This is a genomic window from Trinickia sp. EG282A (assembly GCF_040965455.1).
GTDB classification, from domain to species: domain Bacteria; phylum Pseudomonadota; class Gammaproteobacteria; order Burkholderiales; family Burkholderiaceae; genus Trinickia; species Trinickia symbiotica.
Map to the genome: position 1 here is coordinate 695,674 of NZ_JBFRCC010000003.1, position 22,088 is coordinate 717,761.

Sequence of the window (22,088 nt, forward strand, 5' to 3'; positions counted from 1 at the left end):
AGCTCCCCAAAAGCTGGCGATTGGCACCTTCGATCGGTGCGGTAAGCGACGACGCGTCGCAACGGACAACTTCAAGCCACGCTCGGCGTGACGGCGTAATCGGGCGTATCGGTCGACGCGTAGTTGAACGTCACGTCCTTCCACGTATCGAGCGCCTGCTTGAGCGGCGTGCAAAAACGCGCCGCCGCCTCGAGAATGTCGGGCCCCTCGTGCGCGATGTCGCGGCCCTCGTTGCGCGCCTTGATCATCGCCTCGAGCGCGACGCGATTGGCGATCGCGCCGGCCTGAATGCCGGCCGGGTGTCCGATGGTGCCGCCGCCGAACTGCAGGATGACATCGTCGCCGAACAGATCGACCAGTTGATGCATCTGCCCCGCGTGAATGCCGCCCGACGCCACGGGCATCACCTTGCGCAGGCCGGCCCACGGTTGATCGAAGAAAATCCCGCGCGACAGATCGACCTCGTTGCGCGCCTCGCGGCACACGTTGTAATAGCCCTGCACGGAGAGCGGATCGCCCTCGAGCTTGCCGACGGCCGTGCCCGCATGCACGTGGTCCACGCCGGCCATGCGCGTCCACTTCGCGATGACCCGGAACGAGATGCCGTGATTGCGTTGCCGCGTGTACGTACCGTGCCCGGCCCGGTGCAGATGCAGGATCATGTCGTTGCGTCTCGCCCAGCGCGCCATCGACTGAATCGCCGTCCATCCGATTACGAGATCGATCATGACGATGCACGAGCCCAGCTGCTTCGCGAATTCGGCGCGCTCGTACATGTCCTCCATCGTCCCCGCCGTCACGTTCAGGTAATGCCCCTTGACTTCGCCCGTCTCCGCTTGCGCGCGATTGACGGCCTCCATCGCGAAGAGATACCGGTCGCGCCAATGCATGAACGGCTGCGAGTTGATGTTCTCGTCGTCCTTCAGGAAGTCGAGCCCGCCCTTCAATCCTTCGTAGACGACGCGTCCATAGTTCTTGCCCGACAGGCCCAGCTTCGGCTTCACGGTCGCGCCGAGCAACGGCCGACCGTATTTGTCGAGCCGTTCCCGCTCGACGATGATGCCCGTCGGCGGCCCCTGGAACGTCTTCAGGTAAGCAACAGGTATGCGCATGTCTTCGAGGCGCAGCGCCTTGAGCGGCTTGAAGCCGAACACGTTGCCGATGATCGAGGCCGTCAGGTTGGCCACCGATCCTTCCTCGAACAGATCGAGCTCGTAGGCGATATAGGCGAAGTACTGCGGCTCGGCGGCACTCGAGCCGGGCACCTGCTCGATCCGATAGGCCTTGGCGCGATACATGTCGCAAGCCGTCAAGCGGTCCGTCCACACGACGGTCCAGGTCGCCGTCGACGATTCGCCGGCCACGGCCGCCGCCGCCTCCTCGGGCTCGACGCCCTCTTGCGGCGTGATGCGGAAGAGCGCGATGACGTCCGTGTCCTTCGGCGTGTAGTCGGGCTGCCAATAACCCATTTCGCGGTACTTCAGCACGCCGGCGGCGTAGCGATTGCGTTTCTTGGTCTCCGGCTGGACGGCTGCCTTGCTGAAATCGTTCATGACGTGTCCTCGTGACGGATGCGCTTCGTAAGCGAGAGATCGAAGGGAAAATCGAAGCGCTTGATCGCACTGTAAGCAAGCTCGTCCCTAATGAAAATTCACGATTTGCTTCGCGAAAAGTAAAGGACTCCTTATCGATTGCGGATGACGGAGCGGGTTTGCGGGATGCAGAAGAAACTCGAAGAAGGCCTCGTCGTTCCGTCATGACCGAACGACGCCTGTCCAATCGAGTCAATCGGGGCCGATCGTCCGCGACAGCGTCGGAACCATCGCATGTTGCAGTGCATTTGAAAGCGAAGCGTGACAAGCAAGCTCGTCGTGTCGGCGACGGGTGGCACACTTTGCTGCGTTTTCGTAACACAGGTCGAGCGAGTGAGGGCGGCGGACAGAGCGCAACGAAGCGACCTGGGAAATCGGGGGTGTCGTCGCTTGATCGCCCTGCACGATTGCGTAACACCTGTCATACTCAACTTCGCGCGACACGAGCGCGCAAGCGGCGAGAGGCGGCGAAATGCGGCGCAAGAGCCGGCATGGAGCTTGCGTAGCCGCGGGGGCCGATCGAGATCCGGCATCGCGCCTGGCGAGCGGTCGGTATTTCTCGCAAAACCGTATGGAGGGACTATCGATGCAATGGACGACACCTAGCTATTCCGACATGCGTTTCGGCTTCGAAATCACGATGTACATCGCGACTCGCTAAGCCGTTTCGGGAGCCGCGGCTCGCGGCTCTCGTCCCCTCGCGAAACCGGCCGGCCGATCGTCACTGCGACGAGCAGGTGGTGAAGGCTACCGAGTAACCGTTCCCGACATGATCTTCGAGACGATCGTTACGACATCGGCGCATGACGGCCGGCCTCATATCGCACCGATGGGCGTGCGTTACGAGGACGATTTCGCGATCCTTTCCCCGTTTCGGCCGTCAGTGACGCTCGACAATATCGTGGCGACGCGGGCGGCCGTCCTCAATTTCACGACCGACGTGCGCGTCTTCGCGGGCTGCGTCACGCGCTCGGCGACCGATTGGCCCACCGTGGCGGCGAGCCGCGTCGCAAGCTTGCGGCTTACCGAATCGCTTGCGCACACCGAGCTCGAGCTCGAGCGCCTCGACGACGACGAGACGCGTCCGGTGCTGCGAATGCGCTGCGTGCACACTGAACAGCATGAGCCGTTTCGCGGATTCAACCGCGCACAGGCAGCCGTCGTCGAAGGCGCCGTGCTCGCGAGCCGGCTCTTCATGCTGCCGGCCGAGAAAGTCGATCGAGAGATCGCCTATTTGCAGATTGCCATCGACAAAACGGCGGGCGAGCGCGAGCGCACGGCCTGGGAGTGGCTGCTCGCGGCCATCGCACGCCACCGTCAGAGCGCCTCGGCGGCCGCCGAGCACGCTTCGCACTGAAACTGAAATCGCCGGACTTCGGGAGATTGATATGACCGCATTGCTTGCGAGCGTTCGCTCGGAAGAAGAAGCGTTTGCCGCCGCCGCTGCCGGGGCCGAGCTGATCGACCTGAAGGAACCCCATGACGGCGCGCTCGGCGGGCTGCCGATCGAGCGGATCGGCCGGATCGCGACGACGCTGCGGGCGCAATATCCCGTGAAACCGCTCAGCGCGACGATAGGCGATGTCGAAACGGAGGCGTTCGACGAGATCGCCGCGCGCGTTCTCGACGTCAGCAACGCCGGAGTCGATTACGTGAAAGTCGGCGTAACGCCGGGGCATGCGGCGCGCCGCTGCCTCGATGAGCTCGCGACCCTGCCGGCCGCCGTCGTCCCGGTGCTGCTCTGCGATGGGGGCCTCGACGGCGAGCTCGTCGACCACGCGGCGTCGCTCGGTTTCGTCGGCATCATGTTCGATACGGCGGGCAAGGACGGGCGGACGCTCTTCGACCATGTCGACGAAGCCACGCTCGGGCGCTGGCTCGACGTCGCGCGCAAACGCGGCGCGATGAGCGGAATCGCGGGCTCGCTCGGCTGGGCGCAGCTCGATCGAATTCTGGCGCTCGCGCCCGACGTGGCGGGTTTTCGGGGAGCGCTTTGCGTCGACGGGCGCCGCTCGGCGATCGACCCGGGCCGCGTCGCGAAATGGGCCGAAGCGCTGCACCGGCCGGCGGGTACGGTCGGCGAGGCGGCGTCGCAGGACGACCTTCGGCTTTCGCCGCGCCCTTAGACCATCCCCCCCGCCCGATCGGCCGCCCACGCGGCCGTCGGGTTCAGCAGCCGGTCGCGCATCAGTTCGATGTCGTCCTTGTTGATGAGCTCGACGAGGTAGTTCGCGTCCCTCACGTAATCGACGAACCGCCGATCGACGACCCCGTTCGCCGCGAATGATTCGAGCGGCTCGTCGGGGTCGATCGGGCACGACTTCACGACCATCAACCGCTCGGCGTTCAGCATCGTCGAAAGCCACGCGGCGAGGCTGTCCGACGTCGTGTCCCAATTGCTCATCGAGTCCGGCGTGTCACGCATCAAAGGCGTGGGCACCCACACGGCCACGCGGCCGTCGCGCAGCGCGCGGCGAATCTTCGCCTCGCTCGACGCAAGCACGAGCTCGGGTCGCAATCCCTGCATCAGCAACGCATATTGCGTCATGGCCAACAAGCACATGTTGTGAGCCGCAAGATCGTTGAAGCGCCACTCGGCCTGGTATTGACGAACCTTGTCCGCGAAGTCGCCGCCGCCCGGCACGATCACCACGCGACCGCCGCCCACCTCGGCGAGCTCGGTCAACCACATCCGCAGCGTCGGGTCGTGACTCAGACTGCCCCCGATCTTGACCACCCACATGACCTGGATCCTCTCGTCGATTGACTGCCTGTTCCTCGGGCCGCCAACATCCACCGCAAGTCGCGGCGAACTTCGCGGTCTCTCTTCCCGCCATCGTTCATCCCCGCCGCGCCTCCACGCAGCGGCGCTCAGCCTGCCTACCCCGCCGCTCGCAAGTCGCGATCCGCCTTCTGCTCGCGCGCCGCCCGCTCCCGCCTGGCGAGCAACGCGACGGCCACGCTCGGCGCGCAAGTCGCCGTCCAATCGGCGAGCCGCGCCGATGTGCCTGCCAGCGTCGCGAAGTCGATATAGCCGCGCCCCTCCTCACGCGCCAGCGCACGCGCGAGAAAGCGCCCGCAACCGGCGCCGACGATGGGCGCATGCGACAGCGCCTGATGCGCCGCCTCGACACGCGCCAGATTCAGCGCGGTTTCGTGCAGTTGCAACGTACGCCATTGCATCGCGAACGCGTGCCAATCGTCATCGCTCGCGTCGCCCGCATCGCGGCCGATCATCCGGGCGAGCCGCACTCGGCTGCCGGCCTCCGTCTTCGGGCCGTGATCCGCGCTCGGCTGCACGTCGCAATCCGGATCGAGCTCGCCCGTCAGCCGGTAGACGTCCGCCGTCGTCGCAAACCACTCGTTCATCACATTCACTTGGGCGCCGCCGAACGCGACGCGCTGCGCCAGCGCGCAAAGCGGCGTACGAACCGCGCCCAGATAGACGAGCTCGCCGGTGGCGAGCCGGCCGGCATCGTCGGCCGCCCGCGCCGCGACGCGACCTCCCGCGATCGGCACGATGTCCGTCGTCGTGCTGCCGATGTCGACGAGAATCGCGCTCGTCAGCGACGTTGCCACGAGGCTGGCCGTGGCGAGCCAGTTCGCCGAAGCCACGCTGCGCCAGCCGGCTGCGCATTCTTCCGACGTGAGCCAGCCGAGCGCGCCCGCGTAAACGCGCAGATGCGGCCCGAGGCGCTCGGCCAACGTGGCGGCCAGTACCCGAACTCCGTCTTCGCGGCTCGCAAAGAGGTCGACCATCTCCCCCGTCATCGTCACCGCATGCTCGGCATCGTCGCCGCGTGCGGACGGCCAGCGCGCGAATACAAGATCGATCGTGCGGTTCAGATGATCGAGGCCTTGCCAGAGCGGGCAGGCCCATTGGCCGACGTCGAGCACCCTGCCGTCCGCGCCCGCCAGCGACACTTTCAGATGCGCGCCGCCCACGTCCCAGCCGAACGTGAACGGGCCCTTGGCGAGCAGCGGGTCGGCCGAGCTCACGAGGCGACTCCGCACGCCGCCCGCATCACAAAGCAACCGGACGCCGCCGAGCGCGCGAGCCTCACACCGTGCGCGGCGAGGAGCGCCTCCGTGAGACGGCGGGCGCGGCCGTCGTCTTGCGCGACGAGGCCGGCGTACGCCACCGTCAGGCGCGGATTGATCTCGATGACGACAGGCCCACGCTCGGGATGCCAGACGAGATCCACACCGACGAATCCGCGCAGGCCGGGAATGGCCGCCGCCACGCGCTTCGCGAGCGCTGCCAGCGTTCGTCCGCGAGCGCTGTCGGGGTCGATCGCGTCGACGAACACGCCGCAGAACTCGACGACGCGCATATGCGCGCCCGGCGCGTGTCGCTCGATGAGATCGATCCGCTGTCGATTGATGCTGACGAGCTCCGCGCCGTCTTCGCGGCAAACGAGAGAGAGGCTCAGCGGCTCGCCCTTGACCCACGCCTGCAGCACGGGCCTGCCGCCCGCGGCGATACGCGTGTCGTAGTCGGCACACGCGGCGGCGTACGAATCGAAGACGAACGTGTCGAGACTGCCCGCCCCGTCGTCGGGTTTGACGACCCAATGCCCGCCGCCCGGCGCCGCGGAGCTCAGCGGGTCGAGCGCTTCCGTCGTCGCGATGCCGCTCGCGGCGAGCCGCGCGGACGTCGCCCGCTTGCTCGATGCGACACAGATCGCCTCCTTGGTGCAGCCGAGCCAGCGCTCGGCGCCGACGGCATCGTGAAGCTGCGCAAGCAAGCCGTCACACTCGGGCGCGATCACCCAGGCGTAATCGTGCTCACGCGCCATGCGCGCAACGAACGCCGGAATGGCCTCCTCCGCGTTCGGCCGGTAATGCGCGGCGGCGCGATCGAACGCCTCGAAACGGGACGAGGCGAACGTCACGGTCAGGCCATCGATCGACGCGAGCGAGGCAACAAGCGCGTTGCGCATCATGCGCCCTTCGCCGATCAGCGCGGACAGATCGGCGATACTGCCTTGGCACGCGAGCGCCGGATCGATGCCGCCGCCGGTGAGATACTCGTAGACAAAAATCTTGGCCAAGGAATGCCCCATGCAGGTAATACCGGTTCTCGATTTGCTCGACGGCCACGCCGTACGTGCCCAACGCGGCGAACGCGCGAGCTACCGCCCGATCCGCTCGCCGCTCGCCGGCACGAGCGAGCCGGTTTCGCTCGCACGCGCGCTCGTCGCCGCGATCGGAGCGACGACCCTTTACATCGCCGACCTCGACGCGATCCTCGCTCCCGGCCGCGACGACCATGCCGCGCAGCTCGCCGCGCTGCGCTCGACGCTGCCCGACATCGAAATCTGGCTCGACGCTGGCTTCGCCGACTATGCCGCGATGCGCGCGCTGTTCGATCGAATCCAGCGGATCGAGTCCGCCGATCGCCGCACCGCATCTCGCGACGATTCGCCGCTCGCACCGCTCGCCCCGCTCGTTCCTGTCTTCGGCACCGAATCGCTGCGCGATCCGGATGCTCTGCGTGCGGCCGAGACAGACGGATTCGCACCGATCCTTTCGCTCGACCATCGCGCGGGCCGCCTGATCGGCAATGCAGCGCTCGATCGGTCTTCGGCCTGGTGGCCGTCGCGCGTCGTCGCAATGACGCTCGATCAAGTGGGCAGCTACCAAGGCCCCGACCTCGCGACGTTCGCGCGAATCCGCGAGCGCGCGCCACTCGGCACGACCGTCATCGGCGCCGGCGGCATCCGCGACCAGGCGGATCTCGATGCCGCTGCCGCGGCCGGCGCGACAGGCTGGCTCATCGCCTCGGCGCTGCACGACGGACACCTTCCTCACAAGTTCCATGCCATGCGCCCGCCAGATGAAGGATGAAAACGGACGGCGGGCCGATATCAGGCTCAAGGCTTCGCGGGTGACACTCTGCTCCAAAACGACACACAACCTGTACAGGAACGGCACGGCCCGCGTTTGCGATAGCCGGCACTAGTCAGAACAATCGTCGGACCACATAGTGGGCGAAGGATGGGCTGACGATCCATGAGGGCGGCCCGCCGCGCACAGCGATGAAACGGCCGCGCGCCGATCCATGAGTCGCGCGCGAGCGGTTTCTGCCGTCCGCACGGGCGCTCCCCGGCATAGACCTTGCTGAAGCCGCGACATGTCATTTCCGCCCAACGATCCGACGAGCGCCGGCTCACAAGGCGCATCGAATTCCGCTGCGCCCATCACGGTCCGTGATTGGACTTGCCCGTTCTGCCCGCTGCTTTGCGACGACCTCGCGATCACCGGGCAGCCCGACGGCGCGCTCGCGGCGACCGGGCACGACTGCCCCCGCCTTGCGCAAGCGCTCGCCGGCTTCAGCACCACCGAGGCAGCGTCCGCTCTCGTCGACGGGGCACCCGTCGCGTTGGATGCGGCACTCGAGCGCGCGGCCGAGATACTGGCCGCATCCCGCCACCCGCTCTTCGGCGCGCTCGCCACCGATGTAGCCGGCGCACGCGCGCTTTACGCGCTCGCGGCCTCGTGCGGTGCGACGCTCGATCATCTGCAGGGCGAAGCGATGAGCGCGGCCACGCGCGTCGTCCAGGACCGAGGCTCGTTTTTCGCGACCCTTTCCGAGCTCCGGACGCGCGCCGACTTGTTGATCTTCTTCGGCTGCCGCCCGTCCGAAGGCTATCCGCGCTTTTACGAACGCGTGCTCGGCCCGACCGACTTCGCGCGCGAATACGTGTTCGTCGGTTGTGAGGCTGACCCAGGCGCCGCGGATTCACCGCACGTGCGCACGGAAACGATGCTGCCGCACGCCGATCCGTTCGATCTGGTCGCGCTTTGGTCCGCGCTCTCGCTCGGACGGTTGCCTTCGTCGCTCGGCACATTGCGCCACGACGGCACCGAGGCAATCGACGCGCTCTCGACGCTTGCCGAAAAAATCGCGGCCGCGCAATACGCCGTGCTCGTCTATGAGCCGGCGACCCTAGTGCGCAGTCAGGGCCAGGCGGGCGCCTCGCTTCTGATCGAAGGGCTGCAGCGAATCGTGAAGGCGACCAACGACAAGACGCGCGCGGCTTCCTTTGCACTCGGCGGCGCCGACGGCGCCCTGACGGTCAATCAGGCCGTCACTTGGCTCTCGGGTCTGCCGTTGCCGCTGCGCGTGCCGGCCCCGCGCGACGACGGCGACGGCAGCGGCGGAACGTCGCTCGATCACGACGCGCATCGCTATCGCACGACCCGCCTCATCGCGGACCGTCATATCGACGCGCTGCTCTGGGTCGCCTCGCTCGCGCCTTCGCCTTGGCCGCCGGCGCTGGCGGCCGACGTTCCGGCCATCGTCGTCGGCCACCCGGCGCTCGCGGAGCAGGCGGCCGCGCGCGGCGCGCCAACCGTATTCATTCCCGCGGCCACGCCGGGCATCGATAGCGACGGCCATCTGTTCCGACTCGACGCGACCGTCGTCGTGCCGCTCGCGGCGGCGCGCGCGAGCGCGCTGCCTACGATCGCGACGATCGCCTCGCGCCTCGACGAGCGGCTCGCCGCACTCTCGCGGAAGGCCCGATCATGACGACGATCCGTTTGAAAGGCGGCTCCGTCTACGATCCCGCCAACGGCGTGAACGGCGAGCGCCGTGACATCGCATTCCGCGACGGCCGCATCATCAGCTTGCCGGACGGCTCGCCCGTCGACCGCGAATACGACGCCACCGGGATGATCGTCATGGCGGGCGGCATCGACATGCACTCGCATATCGGCGGCGGGAAAACGAATCTCTCGCGCCTCCTGCTGCCCGAAGACCATCGGAGTCGAGAGCTGGCGGCTACTTCGGCCGAAACGCGCGATGCGCGCGAAATGCACGAAGCGCTCCAATCGATCGAAGCCGCCGGTGCCGAGCGCGGCATGCAGGGACAAGAATCGCAACGGGAAGCGACGGGCCGCTACCTGCGCCTTCCGTCGTGCGGCACCTGCGCGCCAGGCACGCTCGCCACGGGCTACCGCTATGCCGAGATGGGCTACACCGCCGCGTTTGAGCCCGCCATGTTGCCGAGCAATGCGCGCCACGCGCATCTCGAGATGGGCGATACGCCGATCATCGACCACGGCGCCTACGTCATGCTCGGCAACGACGAGCTGTTCCTGCAGTTGCTCTCGTCGGGCGAGGACTTCGAGCGTCTGCGCGATTACGTCGGCTGGACGCTCAATGCGAGCAAGGCGCTCGGCGTGAAGGTCGTGAACCCGGGCGGCATCTCCGCGTTCAAGTTCAACCAGCGCGCGCTCGATGTCGACGAGCCGCACGCTCGCTATGGCATCACGCCGCGCGACGTCGTCCGCACGCTCACGCGAGCGTTGACCGAGCTGCGCGTTCCGCATCCGCTGCACGTGCATTCGAGTAATCTCGGCGTGCCCGGCAACATCGCTTCGACGATCGCGACGATGGACGCGGCCGATGGGCTGCCGATCCATTTGACCCACATCCAGTTCCACAGCTACGGAACGGAAGGACCGCGCAAGTTTTCCTCAGGGGCGCACGCGATCGCCGAAGCCGTGAACGCACGGCCGAACGTTTCGATCGATGTCGGGCAAGTCATCTTCGGCCAGACCGTGACCGCGTCGGGCGACACGATGATGCAGTTCCGCAACGCGCCGCTCGCGAAGCCGCGCAAATGGATCCTCGGCGAGATTGAATGCGACGCGGGCTGCGGCATCGTGCCGTTCCGCTATCGCGAAAAGAGCTATGTGAACGCGCTGCAATGGATCATCGGGCTCGAGATCTTCCTGCTCGTCGAGGACCCGTGGCGCGTCGCGATGACGACGGATCACCCGAACGGCGGACCGTTCACGAGCTATCCGCACCTGATCCGGCTGCTGATGGATCGCTCGTTTCGCGCCGAGCAGCTCGCGAAGCTGCATCCCGAGGCGCAGGTCGCGAGCACACTGCCGCAGCTGACGCGCGAGTTCTCTTTCTACGAGATCGCGATTATCACGCGCGCCGGGCCGGCGCGGCTCTTGGGCCTGACCGATCGCGGACACCTCGGCGCGGGCGCGGCGGCCGACATCGCCGTCTATCGCGACGAAGCCGACCGCGAGCGCATGTTCTCGATGCCGGCCTACGTCTTCAAGGACGGCGAGCTGATCGCGCGCGACGGCACGCTAACCGCCGCACCGACAGGGGGCATCCATTTCGTCACACCGGAATTCGACCGAGGCATCGAAAAGACGATCGCCGCCTATAGCGAGCGTCATTTGACGACGAATTTCGCGCATGCGGCGATCAGCGACGATGAGGCATGCGTCTGCTGCCGCGGCGGCCGCCTGCTGCCCGTCGAATGTCTCGCCCATCCACGCACGGCGCAACCTTCGCGTTGAACTCTTCCATGACGAGCCCCCTCGAAATCAACGGCACCGTCATCGACGACACGTTCGCCGAAGCCTTCCCGATGAAGGCGACGCGGCTCGTCATTACCGCGCACACGCCGACCTGGGCGCGCCACGCGGCGAACTCGCTCGCCGGCTTTGCGACGTCGGTGATCGGTTGCGGCTGCGAGGCCGGCATCGAGCGCGAGTGCGCCGCCGACGAGACGCCCGACGGCCGGCCCGGCGTCGCCGTGCTGCTGTTCGCGGTTTCGTCGAAGGAACTCGCCAAGCAGCTCGGGCGCCGCGTCGGGCAGTGCGTCCTCACGTGCCCGACTACGGCCGTCTATGCCGGCATCGACCCGGCCACGAGCCAGGCACCGCTCTCGGACAACGCCGATCTCGGCAGCCAACTGCGGTTTTTCGGCGACGGCTGGCAGATCTCGAAGATGATCGAGGGCCGCCGCTACTGGCGCGTGCCCGTCATGGACGGCGAGTTCGTCTGCGAGGATACGGTGCCCACGGTCAAGGCCGTCGGCGGCGGCAATCTGCTGCTCATCGCGCGCGACACCGAGGCGGCGCTCACGGCGACGGAAGCCGCCGTTGCCGCCATGCGCGCGCTGCCGAACGTGATCATGCCGTTTCCGGGCGGCATCGTCCGCTCGGGCTCGAAGGTCGGCTCGAAGTACGCGGGCGCGACGGCGTCGACCAACGACGCGTTCTGCCCGACGCTGGCGGGGCTCACGACGCGCACCGAGCTGACGACGGAAGTCGGCAGCGTGCTCGAGATCGTGATCGACGGGCTGACCGAGGCCGACGTCGGCGCGGCCATGACGGCCGGCATCGTCGCCGCGACCGCGCTCGGCCGCGACGCGGGCGTGCTGCGGATTTCGGCCGGCAACTACGGGGGCAAGCTCGGGCCCTATCACTTTCCGCTGCGGCGCCTTTCCGCCGGCGTCGGAGGCAACCGCGCATGAGCACGACGATCCTGCGCGTCAAGGCGTCGCCCCCCTTTCCCGTCGATGGCTCGCCGCTCACGCCCGAGCGGCTCGATGCGCTGCCGCTCGCATCGGTGGAGCGGCTCGCCCTGCGAGCCGGCTCGCAGACGCTTGCCGTCGCCGACCTGTTCGACGTTTCGCGCACCGAAGGGGGCGCGCCGGCGACGACGGGCGCCCATGCGGGCGGGGCCGCGGCACCGGCCGTCGTCATGGAAGGCGACGCGCGCTGGCTTGATCGGCTCGGCGCAGGCGTGGATGCCGGCACGATCACGGTGCGCGGCGCGATCGGCGACTACGCGGGCGCGCAAATGCGCGGTGGGACGCTGACGATCGAAGGCGACGCCGGCGACTTCGTCGGCTGTGAAATGCGCGGCGGCCGGCTCGCCGTGGCCGGCGACTGCGGCGATTTCGCGGCCGGCGCGCGCGCGGGCGAGATGGAAGGCATGACGGGCGGCACGCTCACGATCGGCGGCAGCGCCGGCCAACGGCTGGCCGACCGGATGCGGCGCGGGCTCGTGCTCGTCGGCGGCGATTGCGGCGCGTTCGCGGCCTCGCGCCTCGTCGCCGGCACGATCTGCATCGGCGGCCGGCTCGGCGCACACTATGCGTATGGGATGCGGCGCGGCACGCTCGTGCTGGCCACGCGGCCGGCCGCGTTGCCGGCGACGTTCGTCGAGGGCGGGCGCGGATTCGAGGTGTTCTGGGCGCTCTTCGTGCGTAGCCTCGCCACCGCGCCGGCGCCGTTCTCGCGCTTCGCCGCGAACCGGCTTCCCACCCGCTATGCGGGCGACCTGGCGGTGGACGGACGAGGGGAAATACTGATCGTGGAGTGAGCCCGCGCATCGAACTCGCGTGCGCCGCGGCGCTCAATGAGGTAAGCATATACGGTGGTGACAGTCGAAGGAATCGAGTGATCGAGGAGGATGACGTGGATAACTCCGCCGGAAGGACTCATGACTTTCTCGATTCGGCGCCGCGCGCCAAGCGAGAAAGCGGATCGCGCCCGGAGCGCGAGGGGACGCGTGACGACAGAGACGCGGGCGGCACCGCGCGCTTCGCGCTGGCCCTCATCCTGCTGCACTGGCTGATCGGAATCGCGATCCTCGCGCTGATCGCGCTCGGCCTCTATATGGTCGGCCTGCCGAAAGGCCTGCCCGTCAAAGCGACGCTGATCAATCTGCACAAGTCGCTCGGGCTGACAGTTTTCCTGCTTGTGCTTATCCGTATCGTGGTGCTCGCGGCCGTTCACCGGCCGCCGCTGCCGCCGATGCGACCGTGGCAACGCGCCGCCGCGCGCACGACGCAGGTTTTTTTATACGTGGGGATGGTCGCGATGCCGGTCACCGGTTATCTCGGCTCCTCGTTCAACACTTACGGCACGCGGTTTTGGGGCATCTTGCTGCCGAAGTGGGGCTGGGACGATGCGGGGCTGCGCGCGATCTTCTTCGGCGCGCATCACGTGATCGCCTTCGCGCTGATCGCGTTGATCGCGCTCCATATCGCCGGGGTGGCGAAGCATGAGCTGATCGATCACGACGGCACGCTCGCGAGAATGTTGCCGCGCGGGGCGAAATCGACTGCGAGCGACATGCGGGGGCAGCCGCGATGAAGATTCGTGTGCTCGGCTCAGCGGCCGGCGGCGGCTTCCCTCAGTGGAATTGCAACTGCAGCAACTGCGACGGCGTGCGACGCGGCACCGTCAAAGCGACGCCACGCACACAGTCGTCGATCGCCGTCAGCGCGAACGGCGAGGACTGGCTCCTCGTCAACGCGTCGCCGGACCTGCTCGCGCAAATCGCCGCGAACCCGGAACTGCAGCCGGCTCGGCAAGCGCGCGACACGGGCATCGCGGCCGTGCTCGTCATGGATGCGCAGATCGACCACGTGACCGGTCTTTTGATGCTGCGCGAGCGCGGCGCGCCGCTTCCGCTCTATGCGACCGACGCCGTCTGGGGCGATCTCGGCACGGGCTTCCCGATCGGGCCGATCCTCTCGCATTACTGCGGCGTCGAGCATCGTCCGATCGCGCTCGACGGCCGCCCGCTCGACATTCCCGCCCTGCCCGGCGTGCGCATCGATCCGTTGCCGCTCCTCAGCAAGGCACCGCCCTATTCTCCGCATCGCGCGGCGCCGCAGCGCGGCGACAACATCGGTCTCGTCGTGACGAACCTCGCAACGGGCAGGCGCGCGTTCTACGCGCCGGGCTTGGGCCAGCTCGAGCCGCACGTGCTCGAGGCGATGCGCGGGGCGGACCTGCTGCTCGTCGACGGCACGACGTGGACCAACGACGAAATGATCCGCCTCGGCTTTTCGAAGAAGACGGCGGCCGACATGGGGCATCTCGCGCAGTCGGGCGAGAACGGCATGATCGCCGTGCTCGATTCGATTTCGGGCGCGCGCGAGCGGCCTCGCCGCAAGGTGCTGATTCACATCAACAACACGAACCCCATCCTGATCGAAGATGGCCCGGAGCGACGCGTGCTCGACGAGCACGGCATCGAAGTAGCCTACGACGGTATGACGTTCGAGTTGTGAGGAGACAACCAACAATGGACCTCAACGACACATTCGGCACCGCCCCCGTGCGCGATGTCGCCCCCACCGAGCCGGCCTGGACCCGCGAGGAATTCGAAGCGCAATTGCGCGCGAAGGGCGCGGCCTATCACATCCATCATCCGTTCAATGTGCGGATGAATACGGGCGGCGCGTCGCCCGAGCAAATTCGCGGCTGGGTTGCGAACCGGTTCTACTACCAGATCAAGATCCCGCTGAAGGATGCGGCGATTCTCTCCAACTGCCCCGATCGCGAGACGCGTCGGCTCTGGGTGCTGCGCATCCTCGATCACGACGGCTACGGCGACAACGAGGGCGGCATCGAGGCATGGGCACGGCTCGGCGACGCGGTCGGGCTTTCGCGCGACGATCTCTGGTCGCTCAAGCTGGTGACGCCCGGCGTGCGCTTCGCCGTGGATGCGTACGTCAACTTCGCGCGCCGCGCGCCGTGGCAAGAGGCGGTCTGCTCGTCGTTGACGGAGATGTTCGCGCCGCAGATTCACAAGGACCGCCTGGCATCGTGGCCCGAGCATTATCCGTGGATCGAGCCGCAAGGGCTCGCCTATTTCCGTTCGCGCATCGCGCTCGCGCAACGCGACGTCGAGCACGGGCTCAAGGTGACGCTCGATCATTTCCGGCGGCGCGATCAGCAGGAGCGCGCACTCACGATCCTGCAGTTCAAGCTCGACATTCTCTGGTCGATGCTCGACTCTATCGAGAAGGCTTTCCCGTGACGAATCCGAACGCCCCTACGCCAGACGATGCGGCGCCGTCGACGCCCCCATCGGCGCACCTGCGCCTCCGATCGCACTTCCGCCTGCAATGGGAAGAGGCGCAGAACGCCTACGTCATGCTCTATCCTGAAGGGATGGTGAAGCTCAACCAGAGCGCGGCCGAGATTCTGAAGCGCTGCGACGGCACACGGGATATCGACATGCTGATTGCCGACCTCGAGAAGGCGTTCGAAACGACAGGCATCGGCGGCGAGGTGCGCGCGTTCGTGACGGAGGCGCGCACTCGAGGCTGGCTGGAGTAGGCGCCATGACCGATCTCTCCTCTCCCACCGCCGCGGCAACCGCAAGCGCCGAGCGCAAGCCCGAAGGCGTCGCCCCGCCGCTTTGGCTGCTCGCGGAGCTCACGTACCGCTGCCCGCTCCATTGCGTGTTCTGCTACAACCCGGTCGATTACGCGACGAACGCGCGCGAGCTCGATACCGACCAATGGATCCGTATCCTGCGCGAGGCGCGAGCGCTCGGCGCCGCGCAGCTCGGCTTCTCGGGCGGCGAGCCGCTCATGCGCGACGATCTGGAAATCCTCGTCGGCGAGGCGCGCAAACTCGGCTTCTACACGAATCTGATCACGTCGGGCATCGGTCTGACCGACAAACGGCTGGACGACCTGAAGACCGCCGGCCTCGATCACATTCAGCTCTCGTTTCAGGACTCGACGCAACAGCTCAACGACTTTCTCAGCAGCACACGCACGTTCGATCTCAAGCGGCGTGTGGCGGCTTCGATCAAAGCGCACGGCTTCCCGATGGTGATGAACTGCGTGCTGCATCGCTACAACCTGCCGCACGTCGACAAGATCATCGAGATGGCACTTGCGATGGGCGCCGAGTATCTCGAGCTCGCCAACACGCAGTACTACGGCTGGGCCTTTGCCAACCGCGCACAACTCCTGCCGACGCGCGAGCAGCTCGAGGCCGCCGAGGCCGTCGTCGAGCGCTATCGCAAGACGCACGGCGAGCGCTGCCGGATTTTCTTCGTCGTACCCGATTATTTCGAGCGGCGTCCGAAGCGCTGCATGAACGGCTGGGGTGCCGTATTCCTCGGCGTGGCGCCGGACGGCACCGCGCTGCCCTGCCATGCGGCGCGCGGTTTGCCGGGGCTCACGTTCCCGAACGTCAGGGACATGCCGCTTTCGGAAATCTGGTACGAAAGCGCGGCGTTCAACCGCTTCCGCGGCTTCGACTGGATGAAGGAGCCGTGCCGCAGCTGCGACGAGAAAACGAACGATCTCGGCGGCTGCCGTTGCCAGGCCTATCTGCTGACGGGCGATGCGGCGAACGCCGATCCGGTCTGCGACAAGTCGCCCGCGCACGAGCAAGTCGTGCGCTTCGTCGAACGCGCGCGCGATGCGAGCGAAGCCGCCGCTGCACAAGCAACCGGGACGGCCGCCCCCAACGAGCAGCCGATCCTCTTCCGCAACGACAGCAACTCGCGCAAGCTCGCCTCGCAAGGCGAGATCCCGATTGAGCCCACGCCGGAGGTACGGCGATGAACAAGGACATTTCAGTGCTGCTCGTCGACGACCACGCCGTCGTCCGCGAAGGCTACCGCCGGCTGCTCGAAGTCAGCGGCAACGTGCGCGTCTGCGGCGAGGCCGCCGACGCCGCGCAGGCCTACCAGCGGTTTTGCGCGCTGCGTCCCGATGTCGTCGTCATGGACGTCTCGCTGCCGGGCGCAAGCGGAATCGAGGCGATGCGCAGGATGCACGCGCGCGAGCCCGACGCGCGCGTGCTGATTTTCAGCGTCCATGAAGATGCGCTCTTCGTGCGCCGCGCGCTCGATGCCGGAGCGCTCGGCTACGTGACGAAGGCCAGTGCTCCCGACGTGCTCGTCGAAGCAGTCGACACCGTCGCTCGGCGCGGCAGCTATCTGAGCCCCGACGTGTCGCGCGCGCTCGCGATGCGCAGTTCGTTCACCGCCGGCCCACCCGGGCGGCAGCTCTCGGCGCGCGAGTTCGAAGTGCTGCGCATGCTCGCGCAAGGCTATACGCTGCCGACGATCGCCGAAAAGCTCGGTCTTTCGCAGAAGACGGTCGCCAATCACCAGTCGGCGATCCGGCAGAAGTTCGGAGCCGACAACGGCGTGCAGCTCGCCCAGATTGCGAGCCGCCTCGGGCTTCACCTGACCGGTTCGGCCAGCCCCGCCTGAGCCGGGATGCGCGCGCAGACGAAGAAGCCGCCGCCGGGCCGGCTCGCGACGTGAAACTCGCCGCCGAGTGCTTCGACGCGCTCGCGCATGCCGATGAGCCCAAGCCCGCCGCGCGGGTTGCTCAGGTCCGTGCCGGGACCGTCGTCGGTCAGCGTAACGACGATTTCGTCGGTCTCGCGTGTTCCCCGCACGACGAAGATCTCGACGTTCGCCGCCCGGGCGAACTTCGATACGTTCGTGAGCCCCTCCTGCACGAACCGGTACAGCGTGATGTTCAGGGCGTCGGAAAGCCCGGCGAAGTCGCCGTCGATCGTGAGCGAGAACGAAGCGTTGGGCAGCCGCTCGCGCCAGCCGTCGACGCAGTGCTCGATCGCGGTCGGCAAGCCGAATTCGTCGAGGCCGACCGGTCTTAGCTGGCGAATCATGCCGCCGATCTGTCGATAGACATGAATCGCGCTCTCCACGACGGCGAGCGACAGCCGATGAATTTCGGGCTGCGCGCTCGCCGACAAGTCGCGAATGCGCGAGGCATCGAGCGAAATCGCGTTCAGGTATTGGCCGAGCTCGTCATGAAGTTCGCGCGCGAGACGACGCCGCTCGCGCTCTTCGGCATCGCGCGCCTCTCTGCCGAGCTGACGGTTTTCAGCGAGCAGGCGCTCGGCCTCCTGCTCGAGCGTATGCCGCCACGCGAGTTCTCGTTGCGCGTCGCGATAGCGTCGCCACGCGAACCAGGCGAGACCGACCGCGAGCACGCAGAGGACGACGGGCATCTCGTCGAGCTGAAGGCGCTCCACGCCGCGCGTCCAGCGGTAAAGGTGCTCGCCGAGGTTGAAGATCGCACTGAATGCGAGCGTCAGCACGGTGGCACCGACGACCCAGGCGAGATCGCGCCAGGCCGCGGCATGCGGCAGCGGTGACGTGCGGGGCGGCGGTGCGCTCGGGCGGTCGCGTTCGGAGGGGCTCACGCGCCGATTGTACCGAGCCTCGGCGGCGCGGGACACGGCCATCGCCAACGCGGGAGACGCCCTCTCGTCAGATCGGGAAAACCTCCTGGGTCTGTTACGCCCCCTGCATGCGAAGCTTCGAACATAGCGATTGCCAGCCTCATCGCAAGATGTCCTGCGAGAAGCCGACGAAGAAAGAACTTGGCACGACCAAAACAAACCGGCAGGAGTGGAGACAATGGGTATCAAGCGCAGCGGGCCTCCGTTCAAACGACGCGCCGGCGTCGCCCTTTTTGTCGGCGGCGCGCTCGCGGGCATGCCCGCCGCCGTTTCCGCGCAGACGCAACCCGGCGCGGCGTCCGCGATGACCGCCGCCTCCTCGACTTCGGCGCCGGCTCCCGCGACGGCAACGCCATCGCAATCGGTCCAAGCCGCACCGGCTCCCACCTCGAGCGCGGATACAGCGCATGTCCTCGCGCCCGTCGTCGTGATCGGCACCACACCGTTGCTCGGCCTCGGCACGCCGCTCGCGCAGGTGCCGGCCAACGTCCAGACCGTGCGTGCGCGCGATCTCGATCGGCAGCATCGCGCGACGATCACCGACTACTTCGAGAAAAACCTGCCGAGCGTCGACATCAACGAGGCGCAGGGCAATCCCTATCAAGTCGACGTCAACTACCGCGGCTTCACCGCTTCGCCGCTCCTCGGCACGCCGCAGGGCCTGTCGGTGTTTTTCGACGGCGTTCGCGTGAACGAACCGTTCGGCGATGTCGTGAACTGGGACCTCATTCCTCAGGAAGCGATCGACACGATCCAACTGATCCCCGGCTCGAATCCGACCTACGGTCTCAACACGTTGGGCGGCGCGCTCGCGATCTCGACGAAAAACGGCAAGACGAGCCCCGGTGGCGAAGCCGAAGTGAGCGCGGGCTCATGGGGCCGCAAGAGCGCGCAGATCGCACAAGGCGGCGCGATCGGCTCGAATCTCGATTACTACTTCACGGCCAACGCCCAGAACGACAACGGGTGGGCCCAACAAAACTGGAGCCGCGTTCGCCAGGCATTCGGCAAGCTGCGCTATACGGACGCCGATACGACGCTCTCGTTGTCGGCGGGCGGCGCGGACAACCAGCTTTCCGGCGCGCAGACGCTGCCGCGCTCGTTCCTCGGCAATCCCTCGCAACCGTACACCTACCCCGACGAAAACAAGAACAGCGTGGGGTACCTGACGTTCTCGGGCGACCGTACGATCAGCGACAACGTGGAGCTCTCGGGCAACCTTTATTACCGGCACTATCGCAACAGCAATTTCGCCAGCAACCAGAACACCGATTTCGGCACGATCGACCCGGCGACGGGCGCCGTCGATACCGTCCAGGCGACGAACCAGCAAGCCGTCGCGACGACGGACAGCTACGGCGGCAGCCTCCAGTTGACGCTGCTCGGCAAGCTCGCCGGCATGGAAAATCAATTCGTCACGGGCATCGCCGCCGATATCGCCAATTCGCGCTACACGGCATCCTCGCAAGATGCGGTCTTCAATGCGTCGCGCGGAGCGATCGGCATCGACGACTTCACGTTGAACACGGATGCGAAGACGCGCAACGCCAGCTACGGCGTCTATTTCACGGACACGCTTTCGCTGACGAAGCAATGGGCGCTTACGTTATCGGGACGCTACAACTGGTCGAGCGCGCAGATTGCCGACCAAACGGGGGCTCAGCCGCTGCTGAATGCACGCCATGTTTTCTCGCGCTTCAATCCGGCCGTCGGCGTCAACTGGAACCCGACGCCGACGCTGACGGCCTACGCGACCTACAACGAAGGGATGCGCTCGCCAACCGCGATCGAGCTCGCCTGCGCGGATCCGAATGCGCCCTGCTCGCTGCCGAACGATTTCCTGGCCGACCCTGCGCTCAAGCCTGTCATTTCGAAGACGTTCGAAATTGGCGCGCGCGGGCGGATCGGCGCGTCGACGACATGGAGCGCCGCCGCATACAGTACGACGCTCGACGACGACATCGAGTTCATCAGCAGCGCCGCGAGTACGCAGGGCTTCTTCCAGAACGTCGGCAAAACGCGCCGCCAGGGCATCGAGCTTGCCGGCCGCACGCAGTTCGGCCCGCTCGCCGTCGGCGCGAGCTACAGCTATATCGACGCCACCTATCGCTCGTCGTGGACCGAACATGTCGAGGCCAATTCGAGCGCCGATGCCGCCGGCGACATCACCGTCAAGCCCGGCGATCACATCCCCGGCATTCCGGCCCATACCGTCAAGCTGCGCCTCGACTACAGCGCGACGCATCAATGGGACATCGGCGCGAACCTGAGCTATCGCAGCGCCTTTTTCGCGCGCGGCGACGAAAACAACGAGGACGTGAACGGCAAGCTCGCCGGTTATTTCCTGATCGATCTCGACACGACCTATCGCGTCACGAAGCAGCTCGAGGTCTACGCACGCGTGACCAACTTGCTCGACAAACGCTACGCGAGCTTCGGCGTGCTCGGAGAGAACGTCTTCACGGGACCGAACCAGACGTTCAACGGCGCGAGCCCCGTCGCCGAGCAGTTCGTCGGCGTCGGCGCGCCGCGCGGCGTCTGGGTCGGCCTGCGCTATCGATGGGATTGATTCGGTTCAGCGCGATTCGATCGACCCGTCGCTCGGCGGATAGGTGACGATCCCCCACGCGAGCGGCAAATCGCCGATTTGCTTGACCGGCGCATACGTCTTCGCGTCGAGCACGTAGACGGCGTTGGAGCGGCCGCACGCGAACATCAGCTTCGAGTCGTCCGGCGTGAAGCTGAAGTGCCAGCAGCGCTGGCCGATCGGCGCATCGGCGAGATGGTCATAGGTATGCGCGTCGAAGACCTGCAGCGTCTTGTCGCGCCCCGCCGCGACGAAGAGCCGGTTGCCGGACGGCCCGTAGACGACGCCGTAAGGCCCGAGCTTCGTGTCGATCGTCTTCACCACATGAAAGTCGTTTGCATCGAGTACCACCAGCTTGCTCAGCGACTCGAGCGTGACGGCGTATTCCTTGCCGTCGGGCGAGGCCTTGATGCCGCGCGGACGTCCGCCCGCCGCGAGCTTGACGACCGTGATGGGCTTGCCGCTGCGCGCTTCGTAGACCGAGACCGTATCGTCGCCTTCGTTCGTCACGAGCATCTGCTTGCCGTCGCGCGAGAATTCGACGCCTTCCGTCTCGTGCCCGCTGACCACGCGGTGAATCACGCGCCAGCTCTTCATGTCGACGATCGCGATCTCGGCCGGGGGCTTCGCCGCATCGTCGTCGTCCGCGCCCGGCTTGCCGCCGGGCTTGCCCTCCGGCTTCCCGGTTTCGCCCGGTTCGTACGTCACGTACGCGTATCCGTTGTGCACACGGACGTATTCCGGGTTCTTGCCGACCTTGACATGCTCGACGACCTTGCCCGTGCGCGTATCGACGGCGGCGAGTTCGCCCGTGTTCTTGTCGGCGACGACGAGACGCGTGCCGTCCTCGTTGAGGCTCAGGCCGCGAGGACCGCTCGCGCCGATCGAGAAAGTTTTCTCGAGTGTCAGGTTGTCGAGATCGATGACGCCGATGCCGGCCTTCTCACTCGTCACGTAAGCGACGGGTGAGGCAGCGTGCGCCGCGCCGGCTGCGAGCATCACGCCGGCGGCGAGCGCCATCGGCCGCAGGCAACGACGCGCCAACCCGCTCGCCGGGCACTGGAAGCGAGGCGCACGCCTTTCTCGGTGAGCGG

Annotated in this window: 21 protein-coding genes; 15 read left to right on the plus strand and 6 right to left on the minus strand. The window is 66.9% G+C overall.

Annotated elements, in window-relative coordinates:
- Window positions 1–71: 71 nt before the first annotated feature.
- Window positions 72–1,553, minus strand: coding sequence for a form I ribulose bisphosphate carboxylase large subunit (locus AB4Y31_RS17660; protein WP_368675012.1), 1,482 nt, complete (start codon window positions 1,551–1,553; stop codon window positions 72–74).
- A gap of 625 nt (window positions 1,554–2,178) precedes the next feature.
- Here AB4Y31_RS17660 and pqqA point away from each other — a divergent pair.
- From pqqA to AB4Y31_RS17675, 3 genes are all read left to right on the plus strand, one after another.
- Entirely contained in the window at window positions 2,179–2,253 is a 75-nt protein-coding gene (pqqA, locus tag AB4Y31_RS17665) for a pyrroloquinoline quinone precursor peptide PqqA (RefSeq protein ID WP_035468154.1), read from the plus strand.
- Window positions 2,254–2,361: 108 nt separating this feature from the next.
- The gene (locus AB4Y31_RS17670; protein ID WP_368675013.1) at window positions 2,362–2,949 is read left to right on the plus strand and encodes a DUF447 domain-containing protein; all 588 of its coding nucleotides are present in this window, start codon (window positions 2,362–2,364) and stop codon (window positions 2,947–2,949) included.
- Between the two features lie 31 nt (window positions 2,950–2,980).
- Window positions 2,981–3,718 carry a (5-formylfuran-3-yl)methyl phosphate synthase gene (locus AB4Y31_RS17675; protein ID WP_368675014.1) on the plus strand — a complete coding sequence of 246 codons (738 nt, stop codon included), beginning with the start codon at window positions 2,981–2,983 and terminating at the stop codon, window positions 3,716–3,718.
- Here AB4Y31_RS17675 and AB4Y31_RS17680 read toward each other — a convergent pair.
- The 3 genes from AB4Y31_RS17680 to AB4Y31_RS17690 form a co-directional block, all read right to left on the minus strand.
- Entirely contained in the window at window positions 3,715–4,335 is a 621-nt protein-coding gene (locus AB4Y31_RS17680) for an aspartate kinase (RefSeq protein WP_368675015.1), read from the minus strand. The genes AB4Y31_RS17675 and AB4Y31_RS17680 overlap by 4 nt on opposite strands.
- A gap of 137 nt (window positions 4,336–4,472) precedes the next feature.
- Complete coding sequence (locus AB4Y31_RS17685) at window positions 4,473–5,591, minus strand: hydantoinase/oxoprolinase family protein (protein WP_368675016.1); 1,119 nt, start codon at window positions 5,589–5,591, stop codon at window positions 4,473–4,475.
- Window positions 5,588–6,646 carry an ATP-grasp domain-containing protein gene (locus AB4Y31_RS17690; RefSeq protein WP_368675017.1) on the minus strand — a complete coding sequence of 353 codons (1,059 nt, stop codon included), beginning with the start codon at window positions 6,644–6,646 and terminating at the stop codon, window positions 5,588–5,590. The genes AB4Y31_RS17685 and AB4Y31_RS17690 overlap by 4 nt, the downstream gene beginning before the upstream one ends.
- A gap of 10 nt (window positions 6,647–6,656) precedes the next feature.
- Between AB4Y31_RS17690 and AB4Y31_RS17695 the strand changes: the two genes are divergently transcribed.
- The 11 genes from AB4Y31_RS17695 (at window position 6,657) to AB4Y31_RS17745 (ending at window position 17,403) form a co-directional block, all read left to right on the plus strand.
- Complete coding sequence (locus AB4Y31_RS17695) at window positions 6,657–7,442, plus strand: HisA/HisF-related TIM barrel protein (protein ID WP_368675018.1); 786 nt, start codon at window positions 6,657–6,659, stop codon at window positions 7,440–7,442.
- Window positions 7,443–7,728: 286 nt separating this feature from the next.
- Window positions 7,729–9,129: a formylmethanofuran dehydrogenase gene (locus AB4Y31_RS17700; RefSeq protein WP_368675019.1), complete on the plus strand. Its 1,401-nt coding sequence runs from the start codon at window positions 7,729–7,731 to the stop codon at window positions 9,127–9,129.
- Window positions 9,126–10,928: a formylmethanofuran dehydrogenase subunit A gene (locus tag AB4Y31_RS17705; protein WP_368675020.1), complete on the plus strand. Its 1,803-nt coding sequence runs from the start codon at window positions 9,126–9,128 to the stop codon at window positions 10,926–10,928. The genes AB4Y31_RS17700 and AB4Y31_RS17705 overlap by 4 nt, the downstream gene beginning before the upstream one ends.
- A gap of 8 nt (window positions 10,929–10,936) precedes the next feature.
- Window positions 10,937–11,890, plus strand: a complete 954-nt coding sequence (fhcD, locus tag AB4Y31_RS17710) for a formylmethanofuran--tetrahydromethanopterin N-formyltransferase (RefSeq protein ID WP_368675021.1) — start codon at window positions 10,937–10,939, stop codon at window positions 11,888–11,890.
- Window positions 11,887–12,744, plus strand: coding sequence for a formylmethanofuran dehydrogenase subunit C (locus tag AB4Y31_RS17715; protein WP_368675022.1), 858 nt, complete (start codon window positions 11,887–11,889; stop codon window positions 12,742–12,744). Before fhcD ends, AB4Y31_RS17715 begins: the two co-directional genes overlap by 4 nt.
- Window positions 12,745–12,971: 227 nt before the next feature.
- A complete protein-coding gene (locus AB4Y31_RS17720; RefSeq protein WP_368675328.1) occupies window positions 12,972–13,520 on the plus strand; it encodes a cytochrome b in 549 nt (182 codons plus the stop codon).
- A complete protein-coding gene (pqqB, locus tag AB4Y31_RS17725; protein WP_368675023.1) occupies window positions 13,517–14,446 on the plus strand; it encodes a pyrroloquinoline quinone biosynthesis protein PqqB in 930 nt (309 codons plus the stop codon). Before AB4Y31_RS17720 ends, pqqB begins: the two co-directional genes overlap by 4 nt.
- A 14-nt stretch (window positions 14,447–14,460) precedes the next feature.
- Window positions 14,461–15,198: a pyrroloquinoline-quinone synthase PqqC gene (gene pqqC / locus AB4Y31_RS17730; RefSeq protein ID WP_368675024.1), complete on the plus strand. Its 738-nt coding sequence runs from the start codon at window positions 14,461–14,463 to the stop codon at window positions 15,196–15,198.
- Between the two features lie 59 nt (window positions 15,199–15,257).
- Window positions 15,258–15,500, plus strand: coding sequence for a pyrroloquinoline quinone biosynthesis peptide chaperone PqqD (gene pqqD / locus AB4Y31_RS17735; protein WP_368675329.1), 243 nt, complete (start codon window positions 15,258–15,260; stop codon window positions 15,498–15,500).
- A 5-nt stretch (window positions 15,501–15,505) separates the two neighbouring features.
- Window positions 15,506–16,747, plus strand: coding sequence for a pyrroloquinoline quinone biosynthesis protein PqqE (gene pqqE / locus AB4Y31_RS17740; protein WP_368675025.1), 1,242 nt, complete (start codon window positions 15,506–15,508; stop codon window positions 16,745–16,747).
- On the plus strand, window positions 16,744–17,403 hold the full coding sequence (locus AB4Y31_RS17745) for a response regulator (RefSeq protein ID WP_368675026.1): 660 nt from the start codon (window positions 16,744–16,746) through the stop codon (window positions 17,401–17,403). The genes pqqE and AB4Y31_RS17745 overlap by 4 nt, the downstream gene beginning before the upstream one ends.
- On the opposite strand, the gene AB4Y31_RS17750 is transcribed toward AB4Y31_RS17745, so the two are convergent.
- A complete protein-coding gene (locus AB4Y31_RS17750) occupies window positions 17,373–18,410 on the minus strand; it encodes a histidine kinase (protein WP_368675027.1) in 1,038 nt (345 codons plus the stop codon). The two genes, AB4Y31_RS17745 and AB4Y31_RS17750, sit on opposite strands and share 31 nt — an antisense overlap.
- 175 nt (window positions 18,411–18,585) lie before the next feature.
- Here AB4Y31_RS17750 and AB4Y31_RS17755 point away from each other — a divergent pair, with 175 nt between their 5' ends.
- Window positions 18,586–20,976, plus strand: coding sequence for a TonB-dependent receptor (locus AB4Y31_RS17755; RefSeq protein ID WP_368675028.1), 2,391 nt, complete (start codon window positions 18,586–18,588; stop codon window positions 20,974–20,976).
- Between the two features lie 6 nt (window positions 20,977–20,982).
- On the opposite strand, the gene AB4Y31_RS17760 is transcribed toward AB4Y31_RS17755, so the two are convergent.
- Window positions 20,983–22,014 carry a beta-propeller fold lactonase family protein gene (locus tag AB4Y31_RS17760; protein ID WP_368675330.1) on the minus strand — a complete coding sequence of 344 codons (1,032 nt, stop codon included), beginning with the start codon at window positions 22,012–22,014 and terminating at the stop codon, window positions 20,983–20,985.
- Window positions 22,015–22,088: the final 74 nt, after the last annotated feature.

Coding starts and splice junctions, on each gene's coding strand:
- AB4Y31_RS17660 (WP_368675012.1), bottom strand. CDS start 1,553: ATGAACGATTTCAGCAAGGCAGCCGTCCAGCCGGAGACCAAGAAACGC.
- AB4Y31_RS17670 (WP_368675013.1), top strand. CDS start 2,362: ATGATCTTCGAGACGATCGTTACGACATCGGCGCATGACGGCCGGCCT.
- AB4Y31_RS17675 (WP_368675014.1), top strand. CDS start 2,981: ATGACCGCATTGCTTGCGAGCGTTCGCTCGGAAGAAGAAGCGTTTGCC.
- AB4Y31_RS17680 (WP_368675015.1), bottom strand. CDS start 4,335: ATGTGGGTGGTCAAGATCGGGGGCAGTCTGAGTCACGACCCGACGCTG.
- AB4Y31_RS17695 (WP_368675018.1), top strand. CDS start 6,657: ATGCAGGTAATACCGGTTCTCGATTTGCTCGACGGCCACGCCGTACGT.
- AB4Y31_RS17700 (WP_368675019.1), top strand. CDS start 7,729: ATGTCATTTCCGCCCAACGATCCGACGAGCGCCGGCTCACAAGGCGCA.
- AB4Y31_RS17705 (WP_368675020.1), top strand. CDS start 9,126: ATGACGACGATCCGTTTGAAAGGCGGCTCCGTCTACGATCCCGCCAAC.
- fhcD (WP_368675021.1), top strand. CDS start 10,937: ATGACGAGCCCCCTCGAAATCAACGGCACCGTCATCGACGACACGTTC.
- AB4Y31_RS17715 (WP_368675022.1), top strand. CDS start 11,887: ATGAGCACGACGATCCTGCGCGTCAAGGCGTCGCCCCCCTTTCCCGTC.
- pqqB (WP_368675023.1), top strand. CDS start 13,517: ATGAAGATTCGTGTGCTCGGCTCAGCGGCCGGCGGCGGCTTCCCTCAG.
- pqqC (WP_368675024.1), top strand. CDS start 14,461: ATGGACCTCAACGACACATTCGGCACCGCCCCCGTGCGCGATGTCGCC.
- pqqE (WP_368675025.1), top strand. CDS start 15,506: ATGACCGATCTCTCCTCTCCCACCGCCGCGGCAACCGCAAGCGCCGAG.
- AB4Y31_RS17745 (WP_368675026.1), top strand. CDS start 16,744: ATGAACAAGGACATTTCAGTGCTGCTCGTCGACGACCACGCCGTCGTC.
- AB4Y31_RS17750 (WP_368675027.1), bottom strand. CDS start 18,410: ATGGCCGTGTCCCGCGCCGCCGAGGCTCGGTACAATCGGCGCGTGAGC.
- AB4Y31_RS17755 (WP_368675028.1), top strand. CDS start 18,586: ATGGGTATCAAGCGCAGCGGGCCTCCGTTCAAACGACGCGCCGGCGTC.
- AB4Y31_RS17760 (WP_368675330.1), bottom strand. CDS start 22,014: ATGGCGCTCGCCGCCGGCGTGATGCTCGCAGCCGGCGCGGCGCACGCT.